Here is a 16048-nt window from a genome sequence, read left to right on the forward strand (position 1 = left end):
AAAGCCTCCGGAATGTCTTTCGCGTAAGCCAGTCAGCAAGAATTCTTTCAGCCTCGGGAATTCTCTCTCTTTCCTACTGTTTCTTCGCTACTCTTTCCATCATTAGCTATAGTTATCTTTAGAATTTATTATATCATAATCGTTCGTGATTGTTTTTGTCAAGTTTGTTTTCGGTTTTTCGCTATTTTTTGGGTAGAGTGCAGAGGAATATCAAATTGTGCAGCAATTTCTGTTTGATAGTTCCTTTGCTGGAATTCATGATAATAGTGAGAATTTTTAGTGTATTGCTGATTCGTTGCTGCTTTTCTGTTATGTTTGTAATGCGTATGCATCCGTTGTTCTCATCCTTTTTTTACTTTTTGTTATGATTCCGGTAAGATAATAGTGATCATATGTCGAAGGAGCGGTAGCAATTGTGAAAAGAAAAATCTTTTTCCTGACACTCATTAGTTTTATTTTTATTTTTTCAATATCTTTACTTATTTATGCAAAGGATGCGCAAATTGAAGGAGAAAATTTAAATGTAAGAAGTGGACCTGGTACAGATTACGATGTAATTACAAAAGTAAATCCTCCTGAGCAGTATCCAATTCTCGAGGAATCTGGTGAATGGGCTAAAATCGATTTAGGAGATCAGCAAGGATGGATCCACCAGGATTATTTTTTGATTACAGAAGAGTCTGAATCGCAAAATGACAATGAAAATATGATGGAAGAAGAAAGCTCTGATAACGAAGAACAAGATGAAAAAAGCTCTGATTCCGTTATTAATTCAAAGGAAACTGACAGACAGATGGACAATAGCTTAGCAGGCAAAAAAATCGTCTTAGATCCTGGTCATGGTGGAAGGGATGTTGGTGCTATTGGTGCTTCAGGTGGCTTTGAAAGTAATTACACGTTAAAGACAGCACAAATATTACGTGAGAAGCTAGAAGAACACGGTGCGGATGTATATCTTACTCGTAGTAATAATCAATATGTGCCATTAACGAGCAGAACAACACAAACCAACCTTCTACAAGCTGATGTGTATCTTAGTATTCATTATAATAGTACCCCGGAGTTACCAGAGGTTGAAGGTATTGATACATATTATTTATCTGAACGAGATCAGCAACTTGCCGAGTATGTGCATAGTGGAATTATTAATGAAACTGATATGAATGACCGGGGGATTGAACAGCGGGATCTACATGTATTGCGGGTCAATCATCGCCCGTCACTATTATTGGAGCTTGGTTTTATTTCAAATGAAACAGAGGAAAGAAATATTCAGTCACGAGCATTCCTTGAAGCAATGAGTCGAGGAGTTTCAATAGGTCTAGAACAATATTTCAGATAATAAAAACGAGTTGATTATGCCAACTCGTTTTTTTATTATCCTTATCACTCTACTCCACTTTCAAGAATCATGGTAACAGGTCCATTGTTGGTCAGAGATACGTTCATAGTAGCACCAAATTGCCCCGTTTGAACGTTAATACCTTCTGCTCTTAATTTTTGATTGTATTGTTCATATAGTTTTTCGGCAACATCAGGTTTGGCTGCCTTCATGAAGTTCGGTCTTCTCCCTTTTCTTGCATCTCCATAAAGTGTGAATTGTGAAATTGAGAGCACACTTCCGTCTACGTCTTTAAGAGATAAGTTCATCTTTTGGTTTTCATCTTCAAAAATACGTAAGTTTATCGTTTTGTTAACGAGATAACTAACATCCTCTTCCGTGTCTTCATGAGTGACACCGACTAATGCGACATAGCCATTCTCTATTTGACCAACTACTTGATCATCTACTGTAACAGCAGCTTCCTTAACTCGTTGTAATACTACTTTCATGCTATTTCACTACCTGCCTTTTTACTGAATCGTTCGTTCTACTGTATAAACATCTTTAATTTGCTTTAAACGGTCGACAATCCGACGTAAATGATTAATATTATGAATCAGAATGGTTACATTAATAATCGCGATTTTATTACGATCAGAACGGCCGTTTACCGCAATAATATTTGTCTTTGATTCATTGATAACCTGTAGGACATTATTTAATAATCCACGACGGTCATATCCAGATATTTCTAGGTCAACATGATAGGACTTAGATTCAGATTCTGTATTCTCCCATTCAACAAAGATTAAACGGTCTTTTGCTTCGTTTACCTGCACATTTGGACAGTCCTTACGATGAACAGAAACGCCTCTACCCTTCGTAATATAGCCGACAATATCATCACCAGGTACCGGGTTACAACATTTAGACAAACGAATCAACATGTTGTCGACACCTTCTACCCGTACACCAGAATCTCTTTTTGATTTTTTCTTTATCGATTGGCCACTTGCATTGACTTCCTCAATCGTTTCTTCTATCTTTTTATCCTTTTCTTGCTGCTCACGAATTTTTTCGGTCAGTCTGGTCACGATTTGTGCTGCCGTAATGCCATGATAACCAACGGCTGCAAACATATCCTCTTCTGTACCAAAACTGAATTTTTCTAGGGCCAGATCAATATTTTCCTCTGTTAATACTTCCTTTGGCTCAAATCCTGCTTGTTTTAGCTCCTCTTCAACCATCTCGCGTCCATTGCTCACATTTTCATCACGACGCTGTTTTTTGAAAAACTGCTTTATTTTATTTTTTGCTTGCGATGTTTGCGTCATTTTCAGCCAGTCTTGTGAAGGTCCATAAGAATGCTTGGATGTCATCACTTCCACAATATCACCATTTTTTAATTGGTAATCAAGTGGTTCCATCTTGCCGTTGATTTTGGCACCAATCGTATGATTCCCGACTTCTGTATGAATTTTATAGGCAAAATCAATTGGAACTGAACCTCTTGGTAATTCAATAACATCACCTTTTGGAGTAAATACGTAAACCATGTCTGAAAAAAGATCAACCTTCAATGATTCCATAAATTCCTCAGCATCATTTGCGTCATTTTGCCACTCTAATATTTCACGGAACCATGCAAGACGGTCTTCATTTGACTGTTGAGTGGTATTAACCTTCTTACCTTCTTTATATGCCCAGTGTGCTGCGATCCCGTACTCTGCTATTTCATGCATTTCTTTTGTACGGATTTGTACTTCTAAAGGTGCACCCTTAGGACCGATCACCGTCGTATGCAGAGATTGATACAAATTTGGTTTTGGCATGGCAATATAATCTTTAAATCGTCCCGGCATTGGCTTCCAGCATGTATGAATAATACCTAAAACAGCGTAGCAGTCTTTAATACTGGATACAATAATACGTACTGCTAGCAGATCGTAGATTTCATTAAATTGTTTTTTCTGTAACATCATTTTCCGATAAATACTATATAAGTGTTTCGGTCTGCCAGAAAAGTCAGCTTCGATATTAACATCATTCAATTGTTTTTTTACTTCTTCCATTACTTCATCAATATAATGTTCACGCTCTTCGCGTTTTTGTTTCATTAAGTGAACGATACGATAGTACTGTTGAGGGTTTAAGTAACGAAGTGCCGTATCTTCCAATTCCCATTTAATAGCTGAAATACCTAACCTGTGTGCCAAAGGTGCAAAAATCTCTAACGTTTCATTCGAGATACGACGTTGTTTTTCTGCAGGTAAATGTTTTAATGTCCGCATGTTGTGTAATCTGTCTGCAAGCTTGATTAATATTACACGAATGTCTTTAGCCATCGCAATGAACATTTTGCGGTGGTTCTCAGCCTGTTGAGCCTCTTTTGACATATATTTTATTTTCCCGAGCTTTGTTACCCCATCAACGAGCATTGCAATTTCTTCATTAAATTCCGTTTCCAAGTCTTCTACAGTAATTGATGTATCTTCGACGACATCATGTAAAAAACCACTAGCTATCGTCTCGGGATCTAATTTTAAATCCAGTAAGATTCCAGCAACCTGAACAGGATGAATGATATATGGCTCTCCTGACTTACGAAATTGTCCCTCATGTGCTTTTTCCGCATAATCATACGCACGCTTGATAAAGCGAATATCTTCATCATTTAAATAACTTTTAGCTTCTTCAAATATATCCTCAGGCGCTAAAATTCTATCTTTTGCCATATAATCACCTTTTACTATTAGACTAACTACGTTATAAAACGTGTTTTATCTATCATACCAAAAATAAAGCAAATTTTCCTCCTATACCTTTCATTTCTCGACATTTTACTTCATTTATTTATTATGTACTAATTATTATACTTAACATCACTAACTATAGTGAACATTCGGTGGCAATTTAACACGCATTATCTGATTCGGAATGCATAGAAACTGCGAAGTATGAAAGTTCTGTTTGTTCGAAGTAGCGTAATAACTTTAGGCATAATTTTGATGATAACTACCACTCCGGCTGCTTACTTCCCTTCCCTGGATAATCATTTATCCTTGAAAGAGAAGGTTTTTCCTCGGAGCAGAGGCGGCGCTTCCGGGGATATCCTCTCCTTTTCCCTGGATATAGAAGATTTTCCCCGGAAGGGAAGACTTTTTCCTCGGAACAGGACCGCGCTTCCAGGGATATCTTTTCCCCTTCCCTGGACATAGACGATTATCCTCGGAAGGGAAGACTTTTTCCCCGGAACAGGACCGCGCTTCCGGGGATATATCCTTCCCTTCCCTGGTTATAATCGTTTATCCCCGGAGAGAATACTTTTTCCCCGGAACAGGACCGCGCTTCCGGGGATATATCCTTCCCTTCCCTGGTTATAATCGTTTATCCCCGGAGAGAATACTTTTTCCCCGGAACAGGACCGCGCTTCCGGGGATATATCCTTCTGTAGGGTTGTCTTCTTGCTGTCTATTAAAAAAGCATGAGTCCGATTTGTTGCTGAACTCATGCTCTAATAAGAACCTTATGACGTGACCATATAACTTATCTTCATTTGGCACACGTTATTCTTAGTATTCCATCAATGTTAATACATCATACCCCTCTAGTTTGTCACGTCCGTTTAAGTAGGATAGTTCGATCAAGAATGCACAGCCTACTACAATACCGCCAAGCTGCTCGACTAGATTAATTGTTGCTTCGATCGTTCCACCTGTTGCTAATAAGTCATCTGTTATTAACACGCGTTGACCAGGCTTGATTGCATCTTTATGAATCGTTAAGACATTCTTACCGTATTCTAAACCATAATCAACTTTTATTACTTCACGAGGAAGTTTTCCTTCTTTTCTAACTGGTGCGAATCCGATTTCTAATGCATAGGATACTGGACACCCAACAATAAAGCCTCTTGCTTCAGGACCTACAATGATGTCAACATCTTTACTTTTAGCATATTCGACAATTTCGTTAACTGCTGCTTTATAAGCTGGGCCATTGTCCATTAATGTTGTAATATCTTTAAAGCGAACTCCTTCTTTTGGCCAATCTTCTACAACTGTAATATACTTTTTATAATCCATGAACCATTTCCTCCTCATGTATCTCAGCATTCATTTGCTCAGATATCCATGTTTTTAATTGTGTATACGATGAATAAATTAATATTTCTTCTAGTTCCATCCATTTTTTTCGATCTTGATAAACCTGTGCTTCTGCTAAATCTTTTTTAGACGGTTGATCGGCTGGCACAATCAACCCTTCTTTACGAGTTACAAACTCCAGTTCATGAAAAACCTGGAACATAAATTTAATTTTTTCTAATTTCCAACCTTTATATTGGGCAAGTTTAGGAGCATCTACTTTGTAATCAAAATATTTACGCTTTAACATTAACTGATACAACCACTTAAATTCCTCTCTAGTTGGCAAGGCCCGAAAATAATCACTATCTTTTGTGGAGAAACATACGATCAACCGTTCAAATTCTACTTTTCGAACAAGCTCGCGAATGTCATCTAGTGATTTAGGTAGATCAAGTAAATATAGTGCTTCAATGGTTTGATTAAGACTTAATACTGTATCTTTATCACAGACAGGTATTCGATCGGAGTTATGACCTTGAAAGCTCACAAAGTAGTGGTTTTCCAAAGTATCCTCTAATTTTAGCTGCCAGTTCTTTGTTCCTCTATAGTCAAAAAGCTGCCAACTAGTCACAGCAATATCTTTTATCATCATTTGTGGTTTGCGGATCCCATTCCATTCGTTAACTTGCAGTTCCCCAACCATTTCGATTGGTGTCTGTTTAGCCAGGAATGGTACCTTCTCACCAAAACCAAATCCAATACTATCCATATGCACACCAGCATCGACAAATTTCATCTTTAGGTGATTTTTAGTTGCGCCAATTTGACTTATCTCAGAAGGAGTTGCCTCAATATGAAAAAGAGGTTTTGGATTAGCCATGCCAAACGGTGCTAGCTGGTCGATCGTTTCCAATAACGACATATCAATATCGCTGATCGATAATTTACCACTGACAAGCAACTGCGGTTTATAATCTGCATCTGTCAATTGCTCTTGTGCTAATCGATCTAATTTTTCTTCTAACTCTATAATATTTTCTGTTGGTAATGTCATTCCGGCAGCTTGAGCATGCCCACCAAAATGTGTAAATAAATCTCTGTGTTGCATACAATTTTGGAACATGTCAAAGCCTTCAATACTACGGGCAGATCCTTTTGCCTGATTTGTTTCCGGATCAATGGTAAGTACAATAGCTGGTCGATAGTATTTTTGAACCAGTTTAGATGCAACAATTCCCAGTACGCCTTGATTCCACCCTTCTTTCGCAACGATAATTACCCGCTTTTCCGCATCAGATGATTCGAATATTTCTATCGCTTCTTTTGTAATATCGGCAACAATTTTTTGTCTTTCCGTATTTAGTTCCTGAACATAATTAGCTAATTCTTCTGCTTCTTCAGGATCATCCGTTAACAACAAGTCGACAGCTAAATTTGCATCCTGTAAACGTCCAACTGCATTAAGTCGCGGTCCAATTCGGAATCCGATATCTTCCTCAGTAGCATTTCCTTCTATTTGGCACAGTTTTTTCAATGCTTTGATCCCTTTACGCTCAGAACGGGTTAGTGCTTGTAAACCATCATGCACGAGGATCCGATTTTCATCTTGCAAAGGAACTAAGTCTGCGATCGTTCCAATTACGACCAGATCGAGAAACTGTTTAGGAAAATATCCAAGTAAATGTTCCGCAAATTTAAATGCAACACCTACTCCTGCTAATTCCTTAAAAGGATAACTATCTGAACATTTAGGGTGAATAATGGCATAAGCTTCCGGTAATGATTCTTGCACCTCATGATGATCCGTTATAATAACATCCATACCTAATTCATTAGCAGCGGCGACTTCGTTTATTCCAGCTATTCCATTGTCCACCGTAATAATAAGTTGAAATCCTTGGCGATGTGCTTCACGAAATGCCTCTTCATTGGGACCATAACCTTCTGTAAATCGATTCGGTATATAATAATCACACATCGCGCCACTTTCACGTAATGCCTCGATCATCACTGTAGTTGAAGTCACACCATCGGCATCGTAGTCACCATAGACTAGAATACTTTCGCCTGCATCGATTGCTTGTTTCACTCGGTTCACAGCTTTATCAATTTGAGAGAAACCATTCGTATTATGAAGTAGTTCCAGACTTGGATTTAAAAAATTTTTGGCTTTTTCAGCTGTATCGATTCCTCTTTGTAACAATAGTTGTTTAATTACAGGAGAAACATTTACATCTGCTAAACTGTCCATATTTGCTTCGTCATTATTGTTATATGTAAAAATCCAGTTTGATTGACTCTCTAACATAAATTCACCCCTGACTCACTTATTATACAAAAGTGTATCAAGGGTAGCAAACAGAATTATTTTACTGTATCGTCGTTTTCTGCTATTTCAGTTGACGCTAATTCTTTTGGATCAGCTTCTACGACAGGATTTTCATGGGCTTTTAACTCATTTAGTTCTTTTCTAGCAATTTTTAATTCTTTTTGCAATCGAATCACACGAAACACTCCGACCGCAGCGGTAATAATAGCTCCCATTAAAACAGAAAATAAAATAACAAGAATAAGTGGTGCATGGCCAGTTCCAAACAGATAATTGACCTCAACAGCATCTACATTAATGACAGCAAAAATAGCGATAATAACTGCGAATACTACAGCAAAAATAATATACGTTTGTCCTTTCATATACTTATGCTACCTCCTCCATGTTGTCTCTTACCATAAGTTAAGTATAAAGAAATTAATATACAATGTCGATTTATGTTGTTATTCTAACAACATATCATCGATTCAACTTCGATCGCTTTACTATCCACTAACAACTTCCATCTCTTTCATTTAATTAGTTCTATCGATATATACCCGTCCTTCTTACAAAATAAACTAAGAAAAGCGAACCGATGATGACTTATCGGAGGGCGATTCGTGAAGTCGCCTAGTTTTTGGACGCTCGGAGCTAGACATCTCCGAAAATTTTATACTTTCTTGTCCTATTAAAAAGCTGAGCATCTTGAATAAGATGCTCAGCTTTATATTACACTTGTGGGCCGTCGTTATACTTTTTTTCTTGATAAACGATCGGCTTTTCTTTAATCGATTTACCACGCCATACCAACCAAATTTGTGCTGCAATGAATAGTGATGAGTAAGTCCCCGCAATTAAACCTACAATTAACGCAAATGAGAAGTTGGTAATAGCATTAGCACCGAAAATGAATAGCATTAAAGCAGCAAATATTACCGTTAAAACGGTATTGATACTTCTTGCTAATGTCTGCATTAAACTATGATTGATAATTTTAACAAGCTCGGCAAATGATTTGATTTTCTTCTTTTTCTTCAGATTCTCTCTAATCCTATCAAAGGTTACGATCGTATCATTGATGGAATAACCAACTATGGTTAAAATCGCAGCAATGATTGTAATATCAAATTCCAACCTTGTAATACTAAACAATGCGATAATAAAGAATGCATCGTGCAATAACGCCAGTATTGCCGTTAAAGCAGAATAGAATTCAAATCGAATGGTTACATAAATGATGATCCCGATCGAAGCATACAAGACAGCAAGCACCGCATTCTTGGCTAATTCTTGCCCCACAACATTTGATACAGTGTTAACGGTCGGTGCACTTCCGTATTTGTCTTCAAAATGACTTCTCACTTCGGAAACTTTGTCTTGCGATAACTCATCCGAGAAACGAGCTACAGCAATATTTTCATTATCACCAGATAACACTATTGGTGCACTTACTTCCAAGTCAAGTGCTTCAAACTCTGCTTCAATTTCTTCAGAAGTTAGTGTCTGGTCCGCTAATACTTCTACTCGAGAACCAGCTGTAAAATCTATTCCGAGATTTAATCGGAATATTGCCAAGCAAACAATACCGATTACGACTAAACCAATAGAAATGCTGAAAAATTTCTTACGGTGTTTGACAAAATCAAATTTTTTACCGAAGATTGTTGGTTCCACTTCTTCACCACTATTAATATCAAGAATTTGATCCTGTTTCACACCAAACCATCCAGGGCGTTTATTTAACATGTTGCTGTTAACCCAGAAGCCTAGGAATAATCTGGAGCCAAATACTGCTGTGATAAAGCTTAATACAATACTGACCATTAGTAGTGTCGCAAACCCTTTTACAGAGCTTGTACCAAAGGTAAATAGTACTGCTGCAGCAATCATCGTCGTAATGTTGGCATCAAATATCGTTGACAATGAATGTTGGTTACCTGCTTTAAAGGCTGCTTTAACTGATTTTCCTTCCTTAATTTCTTCCTTAATCCGTTCATACGTGATGATATTAGCATCAACTGCCATACCAACCCCTAGTACTAGGGCCGCAATACCAGGCAAAGTTAAGACACCATTCATTAATTGGAATACCAGTAACACCAGGTATACATATATACTTAATGTTATCGCGGCAATCACACCAGGAAAACGGTAATAGAAAATCATATATATAAAGATTAAAAGAATTCCTAATATACTGGCAAAAACAGTTTTATCTAATGCTTGTTTACCAAACTGTGCACCAACTGAATCTGAATACTTCTCTTCTAATTCAACTGGTAATGAACCTGCATTTAATAAATCAGCAAGTTGTTGAGCTTCTTCAATTGTAAAAGTAGAACTTTCAATCATAATATCGGTAGTTCGTAACACTCCATCAAAGGTTGGAGCAGATATTACCTTTGAATCCTCTTTCTGGATTTCTTCTTCGTATGTATCTCCTTCTTCATAATCCATCCAGATAACCACTTGATCGGAAAGGTCTGGATTTTCCATAATTTCTTTTGTGGTGTCACCGAAGCGATCCGCATCTTTAAATTGGACACTCACAATTGGTTGATTAGTGTCTGGATGAAAATCCTGTTTGGCACTACCTTCTTTTATATCCGAGCCATCTAAATATTTTTTATCGTTCACATCTCGGAATGATAATTGTGCAGTAGTAGCTAACATTTCCCTTGCTTCATCTTGATCTTGAACTCCTGCCAACTGTACACGAATGCGATTCGGTTCTTCAATATCAAAGCTGGGCTCACTAATACCAATCGCATCTACACGCCTTTCAAGAGTGGCAACGGTTGATTCTAATACACTTCTATCTACTTCTTGTTCTTCATCCAAAGGCTTCACATCATACAAGACTTCAAAACCACCTTGCAGATCAAGCCCTAGTTTCATTTTACTTGCTATATCCGTATATGTTGTTCCAATCGTTGCTCCCAATATTAGGACAATCAGAAAAAATGCAACGATTCTCCCTCTTTTTACCATATGTAAAGCCTCCCTAAGTTTTCACAACACTACTATATTACTATAAAAGTAAAACATGAGACAAGTAATGAAGGGAATACTAGTCTTTTTTTTCATTTCCTAATAAAGCATCAAGTGATTCCTGTAAATTATTATCTCTCCATGATTGTTGGGTTAAATATGTCATAAATATGTTGGGATGTAAATGAAAAATATCCTGAACCACTTCATGTAGTGTTTTATCAGGGTTACCTTTCCATACCTTATCTAGTAAACAGTTCCAAATATCTTCTGATGTTGCTTTCGAATAATCCAGTAATTGAAATTCATTGACCTTACTAGCTAGCACATCTTCCAGTTCATGCTTCCATAACGAAACTTGCTTTCTTACTGTCATGAATTTTTCCTCCATCCGTGATTAGAACTATACTATAATCCTTCATCATTTCATGCATGCTTAAACACGAAAAAATCTATCCGAAATTGTCATGCTTGTCCTCACCCCATGCATATACTTCATTGTATATGAAAATTTTCCATTTGAGAAGGTAGGTCGAGCAAAGTGACCAAACAAAATTTTTTACAAGGGACTATTATTTTAATCATAGCTGGAATGATCACAAGATTTTTGGGATTTATTAATCGAATTGTGGTCGCGAGATTAATGGGCGAAGAAGGTATTGGTTTATATAATATGGCGTTGCCAACCCTTTTTTTAATGTATACGATCTCGCAAATCGGACTACCTATTGCCATCGCAAAACGAGTGGCAGAAGCAGATGCTAAAAATGATCAGGCCAAGATCAAGCAAATATTAATTCTTTCCTTAACCATCACCATTTCGTTGAGTATTCTATCTTCTGTGTTGATGTTCTTGCTGATCCCTTATATTTCAAGTTATCTATTAACCGATGAACGTGTCTTTTACCCGATGATGGCGATTATCCCTATTATACCGATTAGTGCTGTCGGCTCGGTAATTCGCGGCTATTTCCAAGGTCGTCAAAACATGAAGCCGCAGAGCTACGCCCAAGTCTTAGAACAAATCGTGAGGATTGGGTTTGTCTTAATATTGGTAAGCTGGTTGGTGCCCTATGGAGTAGAATTAGCAGCATCTGGTGCAATGATAGCTGTTATTATTGGGGAAGCTGTTTCCTTACTGTTCATGCTAAAAATGTTCCAGATCAAGAAACGGATTAAATTACGGAAAAATATCTATCAATACTTAAAAACAGGTAAAGAAACACTACAGCAATTGTTTTCGATAGCAATCCCTAGTACAGCTAGCCGAATGGTCAATTCGATTGCTAATTTTCTGGAACCCATATTAGTTGCGCAAAGTTTAGCCTTGGCTGGTTTTCATGCAACTGTAGCCACCAAACAATATGGAGCGCTAACCGGTTATGCACTCCCATTATTATATCTGCCCACCTTTATCACACATTCACTCGCTGTTGCCCTAGTACCTAACATTAGTGAGGCAGAAGCTAAACAGCACAATAAATTGATTCACTACAGAATACATCAGGCTATTCGGCTTTCTTTCGCATCTGGAGCTATCGCTACCGTCTTATTAACGCTTTTTGCTGATGCCATATTGCAATATATGTACGGTACAAATAGCGCTAGCCTTTTTCTGAAAATAATGGCGCCATGTTTCTTGTTTATGTACATTCAGTTCCCACTGAATGCGTCTTTACAAGCTTTAGATTTAGCAAAACAAGCGATGTGGAATAATATCGCGTCAACAGTGATCAAATTTATTATTTTAATCAGCCTTGCCACCAATCCACAATTTGGGATTTATGGTGCTGCTATTGCCATGTGTGTTGGCGTCATCATTGGTACGGTATTTCATTTGATTACCTTATTCCGAGCCATTCGTTTTTATATACCGCTTAAAATGATAGGGAAGATGATCGTATTAACTGGTTTAACCTTCTGGATGGGTAAATTATTAATCCAAATATTTTCCTTTCAAACAGCTGATATGTTCACCTTTTTCATTATTTTCATTCTATTAATTGTTAGCTACCTTTTCTTTCTATTCTGCTTACAGTTTATTAGTAAAGATGAATTACAACAATTACGAAAAAAATAAGGCTGGGTCAAAAAAGTAATGAGGAAATCCGAACATAAATGTCTGCGTACAGATCCACTTCGGCAAAATAATTCGCTTTCCGTAGGCACGGGCTGAAGAAAAGCACTTCAAACAATGGATCTTCAGCTCGTTTGCTTGTGATAAGGAGTCTGCATATTTTGCTTACGCTTCGTTCAGTTTGTTCGGATTCTCGCTCTACCTATTTAGTTATGGCTTAGCCTCATTTTTTCTCGTTCTTTTCATCAATATACCATTCATCATTCACATCAATCGAACAGAAGGATACCTGCTTTACGTCGTTAAAGCCTCTTTTCTCCAATTCTTGGTGTAACCAGTTCTCACTTTCCCCTAGTTGATCTAAGGCTTGCTCTTGTATTCTACCATCTACGATTAATGGTAATACAAGCCCCTTTATCTTACTCCGTACATTAGCAAAATCTTTTTTTTCAATGATCGAGAGCTTACCGGACGGCTCCAGAATAGCATATGATACATCTTTAATACTTTCTGTTCCGTTTTCGCGAAGTTGTTGCATAAGGTCATCAAAATTGAAGCGATTTTTCTTCATCGCATATTCATCAATTTTTCCTTCCGTAATAATAATAGCTGGTTTCCCTTCAAACCATTGCCGAAATAGCGGACTTTTTAACGAAATCCATGCAGTTAAACGCTGAATGATAAGTAAAATTACCATTGGAATTAAACCATAACCAAAAAATAATTCTAAATCTTCTATTGTCAAAACTGCGATTTCGGCTATCATGATAAAAACTACAATATCTAATAGGCTCAATTCACCTACCTCACGCTTTCCCATTAATCGAAAAATCAGCACAATACTAAAATAATAAAGCAATGTACGAAAGATAATAGTAAAAATTTCTTCCATAGACAAACTAGCCACACCCTTTACAAGCGATGTGGCTAGTTTTCCCAATGCTCTTGGTAATATACTTACAGCGGTTGTTGAAATGGTATCAAATAACGAAAGTAAATATAGATTGTTGCAATGACCAAAGACAGGATAACAACTGGAATCCCGTAAAGCATAAATTTGAGAAATGCAATCGGCTTATTATGCGCATCTGCAAGCCCCGCTACGACAACATTAGAAGATGCACCAATTAGTGTACCGTTTCCGCCAAGACATGCACCAAGTGCCAATGACCACCATAATGGATCTAAATTTGACATTCCGTATGTTTCAAATTCTTTTATGACTGGAATCATAGCTGCAACAAATGGAATATTATCAACGACCCCTGAAAAAATCCCTGAAACCCATAGGATTAATAAAGCCGTATATGTCATATTCCCTTCTGTTAACCACATAATTGATCTGGCAAGCTCATCAATAATCCCTACTTCTTCTAAACCGCCAACAAGCATAAATAGACCAATAAAGAAAAATAATGTGACCCACTCGACTTGTTGAAAGACAGTTTCTGCTTCCACTTCTTTTTCACTAATTATTAAAAGAAGTATGGCACCACACAAAGCAATAATCGTTAAATCAATGTGAAAAACTGGCTGTAATAAAAAACCTGTAATGGTTAGTGTTAATACTGATAACGATTGATATAGCAGTGGAGTTTTAATTAAATAACTTGCTTCATTCATATTCATTAGCTCTTGTATTCTATGGTCATCTATTTTCTTCAGTTGTTTACGGAATAGAAAGCTGAGAATAACCATAATTAAGACAAACAAAAATGCAGCAATCGGTGCTGTGTGCTGTATAAATGAATTGAAAGTTAAGTGAGGAACAGCTTGGCCAATCATAATGTTTGGCGGATCACCAATTAATGTTGCTGTCCCACCAATATTTGCTGTTAATATAATCGTTATTAAATATGGTAATGATGGTATTTTTAGTAATCTTGTGATTGTTAGTATAACCGGAACAAATAATAACACAGTTGTCACATTAGCAAGTAATGCCGAACCTACCGCCGTTAAAAATCCAATTCCTACCATCAAAGGAATTGGCTTACCTTTTACTACTTTTGCTAACCAAATGGCAATGTACGTGAATACACCTGTTTTTTTCGTTATCGCTACTAATACCATCATTGCAAAAAGAAGTGCTACCGTGTTCCAATCAATATAGGATGTTACCGCATCTTCCCAGCCATAGACACCTGTTAATAGTAACAGTACACCACCAGCTAGGGCGACTAACGCTTGATTTATTTTTTCTGACATTATAAATATATAACTAATAATAAAAACGGCAACTGCGATGGTAACTGACATGAAATGTCCCCTCTCTAATCTTCATAGTAAGACAAGTTATATTACCATCTATATTCTTATTTTTTGGAACTATTCAAAAAAGCAGTTCTTCTATTTTGGAGGGACATGCATACATAATTAAAGAGGACTTTTAAATAATCAGGAGGTGTGATCGATGAAAACAGTTGTTGGCGTCTTGTATGGCTGGATCGGAATTTTTGTAGTAATGATTCTTGCCAGTGTTATTCTTACACTATTGTTACGTTTCACTTCTTTAGGCGAATCTACACTCGAAATGGCTACGTTATTTATCAGTTTTATTGCGTTATTTACAGGTGGATTAATCGCAGGATTAAAAGCAAAGCATAAAGGAATTCTTATCGGTACGATTACAAGTCTATTGTTTACGTTTGTCGTCTTTTGTTATCGTTTCCTTGGTTTACAGGCGGGTTTTTCAGTTGTCGAACTAGTAAACCATAGTGCATATTTATTGTTAGCGATAATAGGGGCAATTATTGGTGTCAACCTATCTTCCGAGGAAGAATCAGCCTAAAAAGATTCATTCGTAGTAGATACAAACTGCGAAGGAATGAAAATTTTGTAGAGTGAGGCCTTCTTCCATTCCTTCCATAAGGAGTGCTGGGATACCGCTCCGGCAGAATACTGCGCTTTCCGTGGGCTCGGCTTCAGCTAACTTGGTGAAGAAAGGCACTTCACCAAGTGGATCTTCAGCTCTCGCAGTTCCACAGGAGTCTCCGTATTCTGCCTCCGCTATTTTGGTTCTCTGATTATAGAAAGAAATGAACTCATGGGACTAAAATTTTCTGTTTTATTACAGTACTAATTGGCTGTGAATGCTCCTTTAGCATAGTCGTACCCTACACTACATATGGTGGAGGAATCGACTGGTTGATTTCGGATTAGTGTTGTGGAGCATTTCTTAACGAAGGCCGCCCACTTTCACTCCTGCGGGAATTGTTTGACCTGAAGATCCACTTTTTCGAGCGGTTTTTGCT

The 16048-nt window shown here is 37.3% G+C and carries 13 protein-coding genes and 1 other annotated feature (1 of these 14 cut by a window edge); of the genes, 3 read left to right on the plus strand and 10 right to left on the minus strand.

Features of this window, described 5'->3' with window-relative positions; translation table 11 throughout:
• Positions 1-112 (minus strand) — a binding site (T-box leader); it reaches 103 nt to the left of the window's first position.
• A 46-nt stretch (positions 113-158) separates the two neighbouring features.
• Positions 159-332: a hypothetical protein gene (locus tag GHT08_RS15125; RefSeq protein WP_163582271.1), complete on the minus strand. Its 174-nt coding sequence runs from the start codon at positions 330-332 to the stop codon at positions 159-161.
• Positions 333-415: 83 nt separating this feature from the next.
• On the opposite strand from GHT08_RS15125, the gene GHT08_RS15130 reads away from it, so the two are divergent.
• Positions 416-1342, plus strand: a complete 927-nt coding sequence (locus GHT08_RS15130; RefSeq protein WP_163582273.1) for an N-acetylmuramoyl-L-alanine amidase family protein — start codon at positions 416-418, stop codon at positions 1340-1342.
• 44 nt (positions 1343-1386) lie between these two features.
• Here the strand turns inward: GHT08_RS15130 and dtd are convergent, their stop codons facing one another.
• The 7 genes from dtd to GHT08_RS15165 all read right to left on the minus strand — a co-directional run bounded on the left by dtd (position 1387) and on the right by GHT08_RS15165 (position 11093).
• Entirely contained in the window at positions 1387-1833 is a 447-nt protein-coding gene (dtd, locus tag GHT08_RS15135) for a D-aminoacyl-tRNA deacylase (RefSeq protein WP_163582275.1), read from the minus strand.
• 21 nt (positions 1834-1854) lie between these two features.
• A complete protein-coding gene (locus GHT08_RS15140) occupies positions 1855-4059 on the minus strand; it encodes a RelA/SpoT family protein (RefSeq protein WP_163582277.1) in 2205 nt (734 codons plus the stop codon).
• An 837-nt stretch (positions 4060-4896) separates the two neighbouring features.
• Positions 4897-5409: an adenine phosphoribosyltransferase gene (locus GHT08_RS15145; RefSeq protein WP_018931477.1), complete on the minus strand. Its 513-nt coding sequence runs from the start codon at positions 5407-5409 to the stop codon at positions 4897-4899.
• A complete protein-coding gene (gene recJ / locus GHT08_RS15150) occupies positions 5399-7720 on the minus strand; it encodes a single-stranded-DNA-specific exonuclease RecJ (RefSeq protein WP_163582279.1) in 2322 nt (773 codons plus the stop codon). Before recJ ends, GHT08_RS15145 begins: the two co-directional genes overlap by 11 nt.
• A gap of 56 nt (positions 7721-7776) precedes the next feature.
• Positions 7777-8106: a LapA family protein gene (locus tag GHT08_RS15155; protein ID WP_163582281.1), complete on the minus strand. Its 330-nt coding sequence runs from the start codon at positions 8104-8106 to the stop codon at positions 7777-7779.
• 349 nt (positions 8107-8455) lie between these two features.
• A complete protein-coding gene (gene secDF / locus GHT08_RS15160; protein ID WP_163582283.1) occupies positions 8456-10717 on the minus strand; it encodes a protein translocase subunit SecDF in 2262 nt (753 codons plus the stop codon).
• 79 nt (positions 10718-10796) lie between these two features.
• Positions 10797-11093 (minus strand): post-transcriptional regulator, encoded by a 297-nt coding sequence (locus tag GHT08_RS15165; RefSeq protein ID WP_163582285.1) that lies wholly within the window; start codon positions 11091-11093, stop codon positions 10797-10799.
• Between the two features lie 165 nt (positions 11094-11258).
• On the opposite strand from GHT08_RS15165, the gene spoVB reads away from it, so the two are divergent.
• On the plus strand, positions 11259-12797 hold the full coding sequence (gene spoVB / locus GHT08_RS15170; protein WP_163582286.1) for a stage V sporulation protein B: 1539 nt from the start codon (positions 11259-11261) through the stop codon (positions 12795-12797).
• Between the two features lie 220 nt (positions 12798-13017).
• Here spoVB and GHT08_RS15175 read toward each other — a convergent pair whose 3' ends face one another.
• Together GHT08_RS15175 and GHT08_RS15180 are read right to left on the minus strand one after the other, a co-directional pair.
• Entirely contained in the window at positions 13018-13686 is a 669-nt protein-coding gene (locus GHT08_RS15175) for a DUF421 domain-containing protein (RefSeq protein WP_163582340.1), read from the minus strand.
• A gap of 65 nt (positions 13687-13751) precedes the next feature.
• On the minus strand, positions 13752-15053 hold the full coding sequence (locus tag GHT08_RS15180) for an ArsB/NhaD family transporter (protein ID WP_163582288.1): 1302 nt from the start codon (positions 15051-15053) through the stop codon (positions 13752-13754).
• Positions 15054-15207: 154 nt separating this feature from the next.
• On the opposite strand from GHT08_RS15180, the gene GHT08_RS15185 reads away from it, so the two are divergent.
• The gene (locus GHT08_RS15185; RefSeq protein ID WP_163582290.1) at positions 15208-15585 is read left to right on the plus strand and encodes a TIGR04086 family membrane protein; all 378 of its coding nucleotides are present in this window, start codon (positions 15208-15210) and stop codon (positions 15583-15585) included.
• Positions 15586-16048: the final 463 nt, after the last annotated feature.

This window comes from Gracilibacillus saliphilus (assembly GCF_010994085.1).
In the GTDB taxonomy this organism is placed as follows: Bacteria; Bacillota; Bacilli; order Bacillales; family Amphibacillaceae; genus Gracilibacillus; species Gracilibacillus lacisalsi.

Coding starts and splice junctions, on each gene's coding strand:
- secDF (WP_163582283.1), bottom strand. CDS start 10,717: ATGGTAAAAAGAGGGAGAATCGTTGCATTTTTTCTGATTGTCCTAATA.
- GHT08_RS15175 (WP_163582340.1), bottom strand. CDS start 13,686: ATGGAAGAAATTTTTACTATTATCTTTCGTACATTGCTTTATTATTTT.
- GHT08_RS15145 (WP_018931477.1), bottom strand. CDS start 5,409: ATGGATTATAAAAAGTATATTACAGTTGTAGAAGATTGGCCAAAAGAA.
- GHT08_RS15155 (WP_163582281.1), bottom strand. CDS start 8,106: ATGAAAGGACAAACGTATATTATTTTTGCTGTAGTATTCGCAGTTATT.
- GHT08_RS15165 (WP_163582285.1), bottom strand. CDS start 11,093: ATGACAGTAAGAAAGCAAGTTTCGTTATGGAAGCATGAACTGGAAGAT.
- GHT08_RS15125 (WP_163582271.1), bottom strand. CDS start 332: ATGCATACGCATTACAAACATAACAGAAAAGCAGCAACGAATCAGCAA.
- GHT08_RS15185 (WP_163582290.1), top strand. CDS start 15,208: ATGAAAACAGTTGTTGGCGTCTTGTATGGCTGGATCGGAATTTTTGTA.
- GHT08_RS15180 (WP_163582288.1), bottom strand. CDS start 15,053: ATGTCAGTTACCATCGCAGTTGCCGTTTTTATTATTAGTTATATATTT.
- dtd (WP_163582275.1), bottom strand. CDS start 1,833: ATGAAAGTAGTATTACAACGAGTTAAGGAAGCTGCTGTTACAGTAGAT.
- recJ (WP_163582279.1), bottom strand. CDS start 7,720: ATGTTAGAGAGTCAATCAAACTGGATTTTTACATATAACAATAATGAC.
- GHT08_RS15140 (WP_163582277.1), bottom strand. CDS start 4,059: ATGGCAAAAGATAGAATTTTAGCGCCTGAGGATATATTTGAAGAAGCT.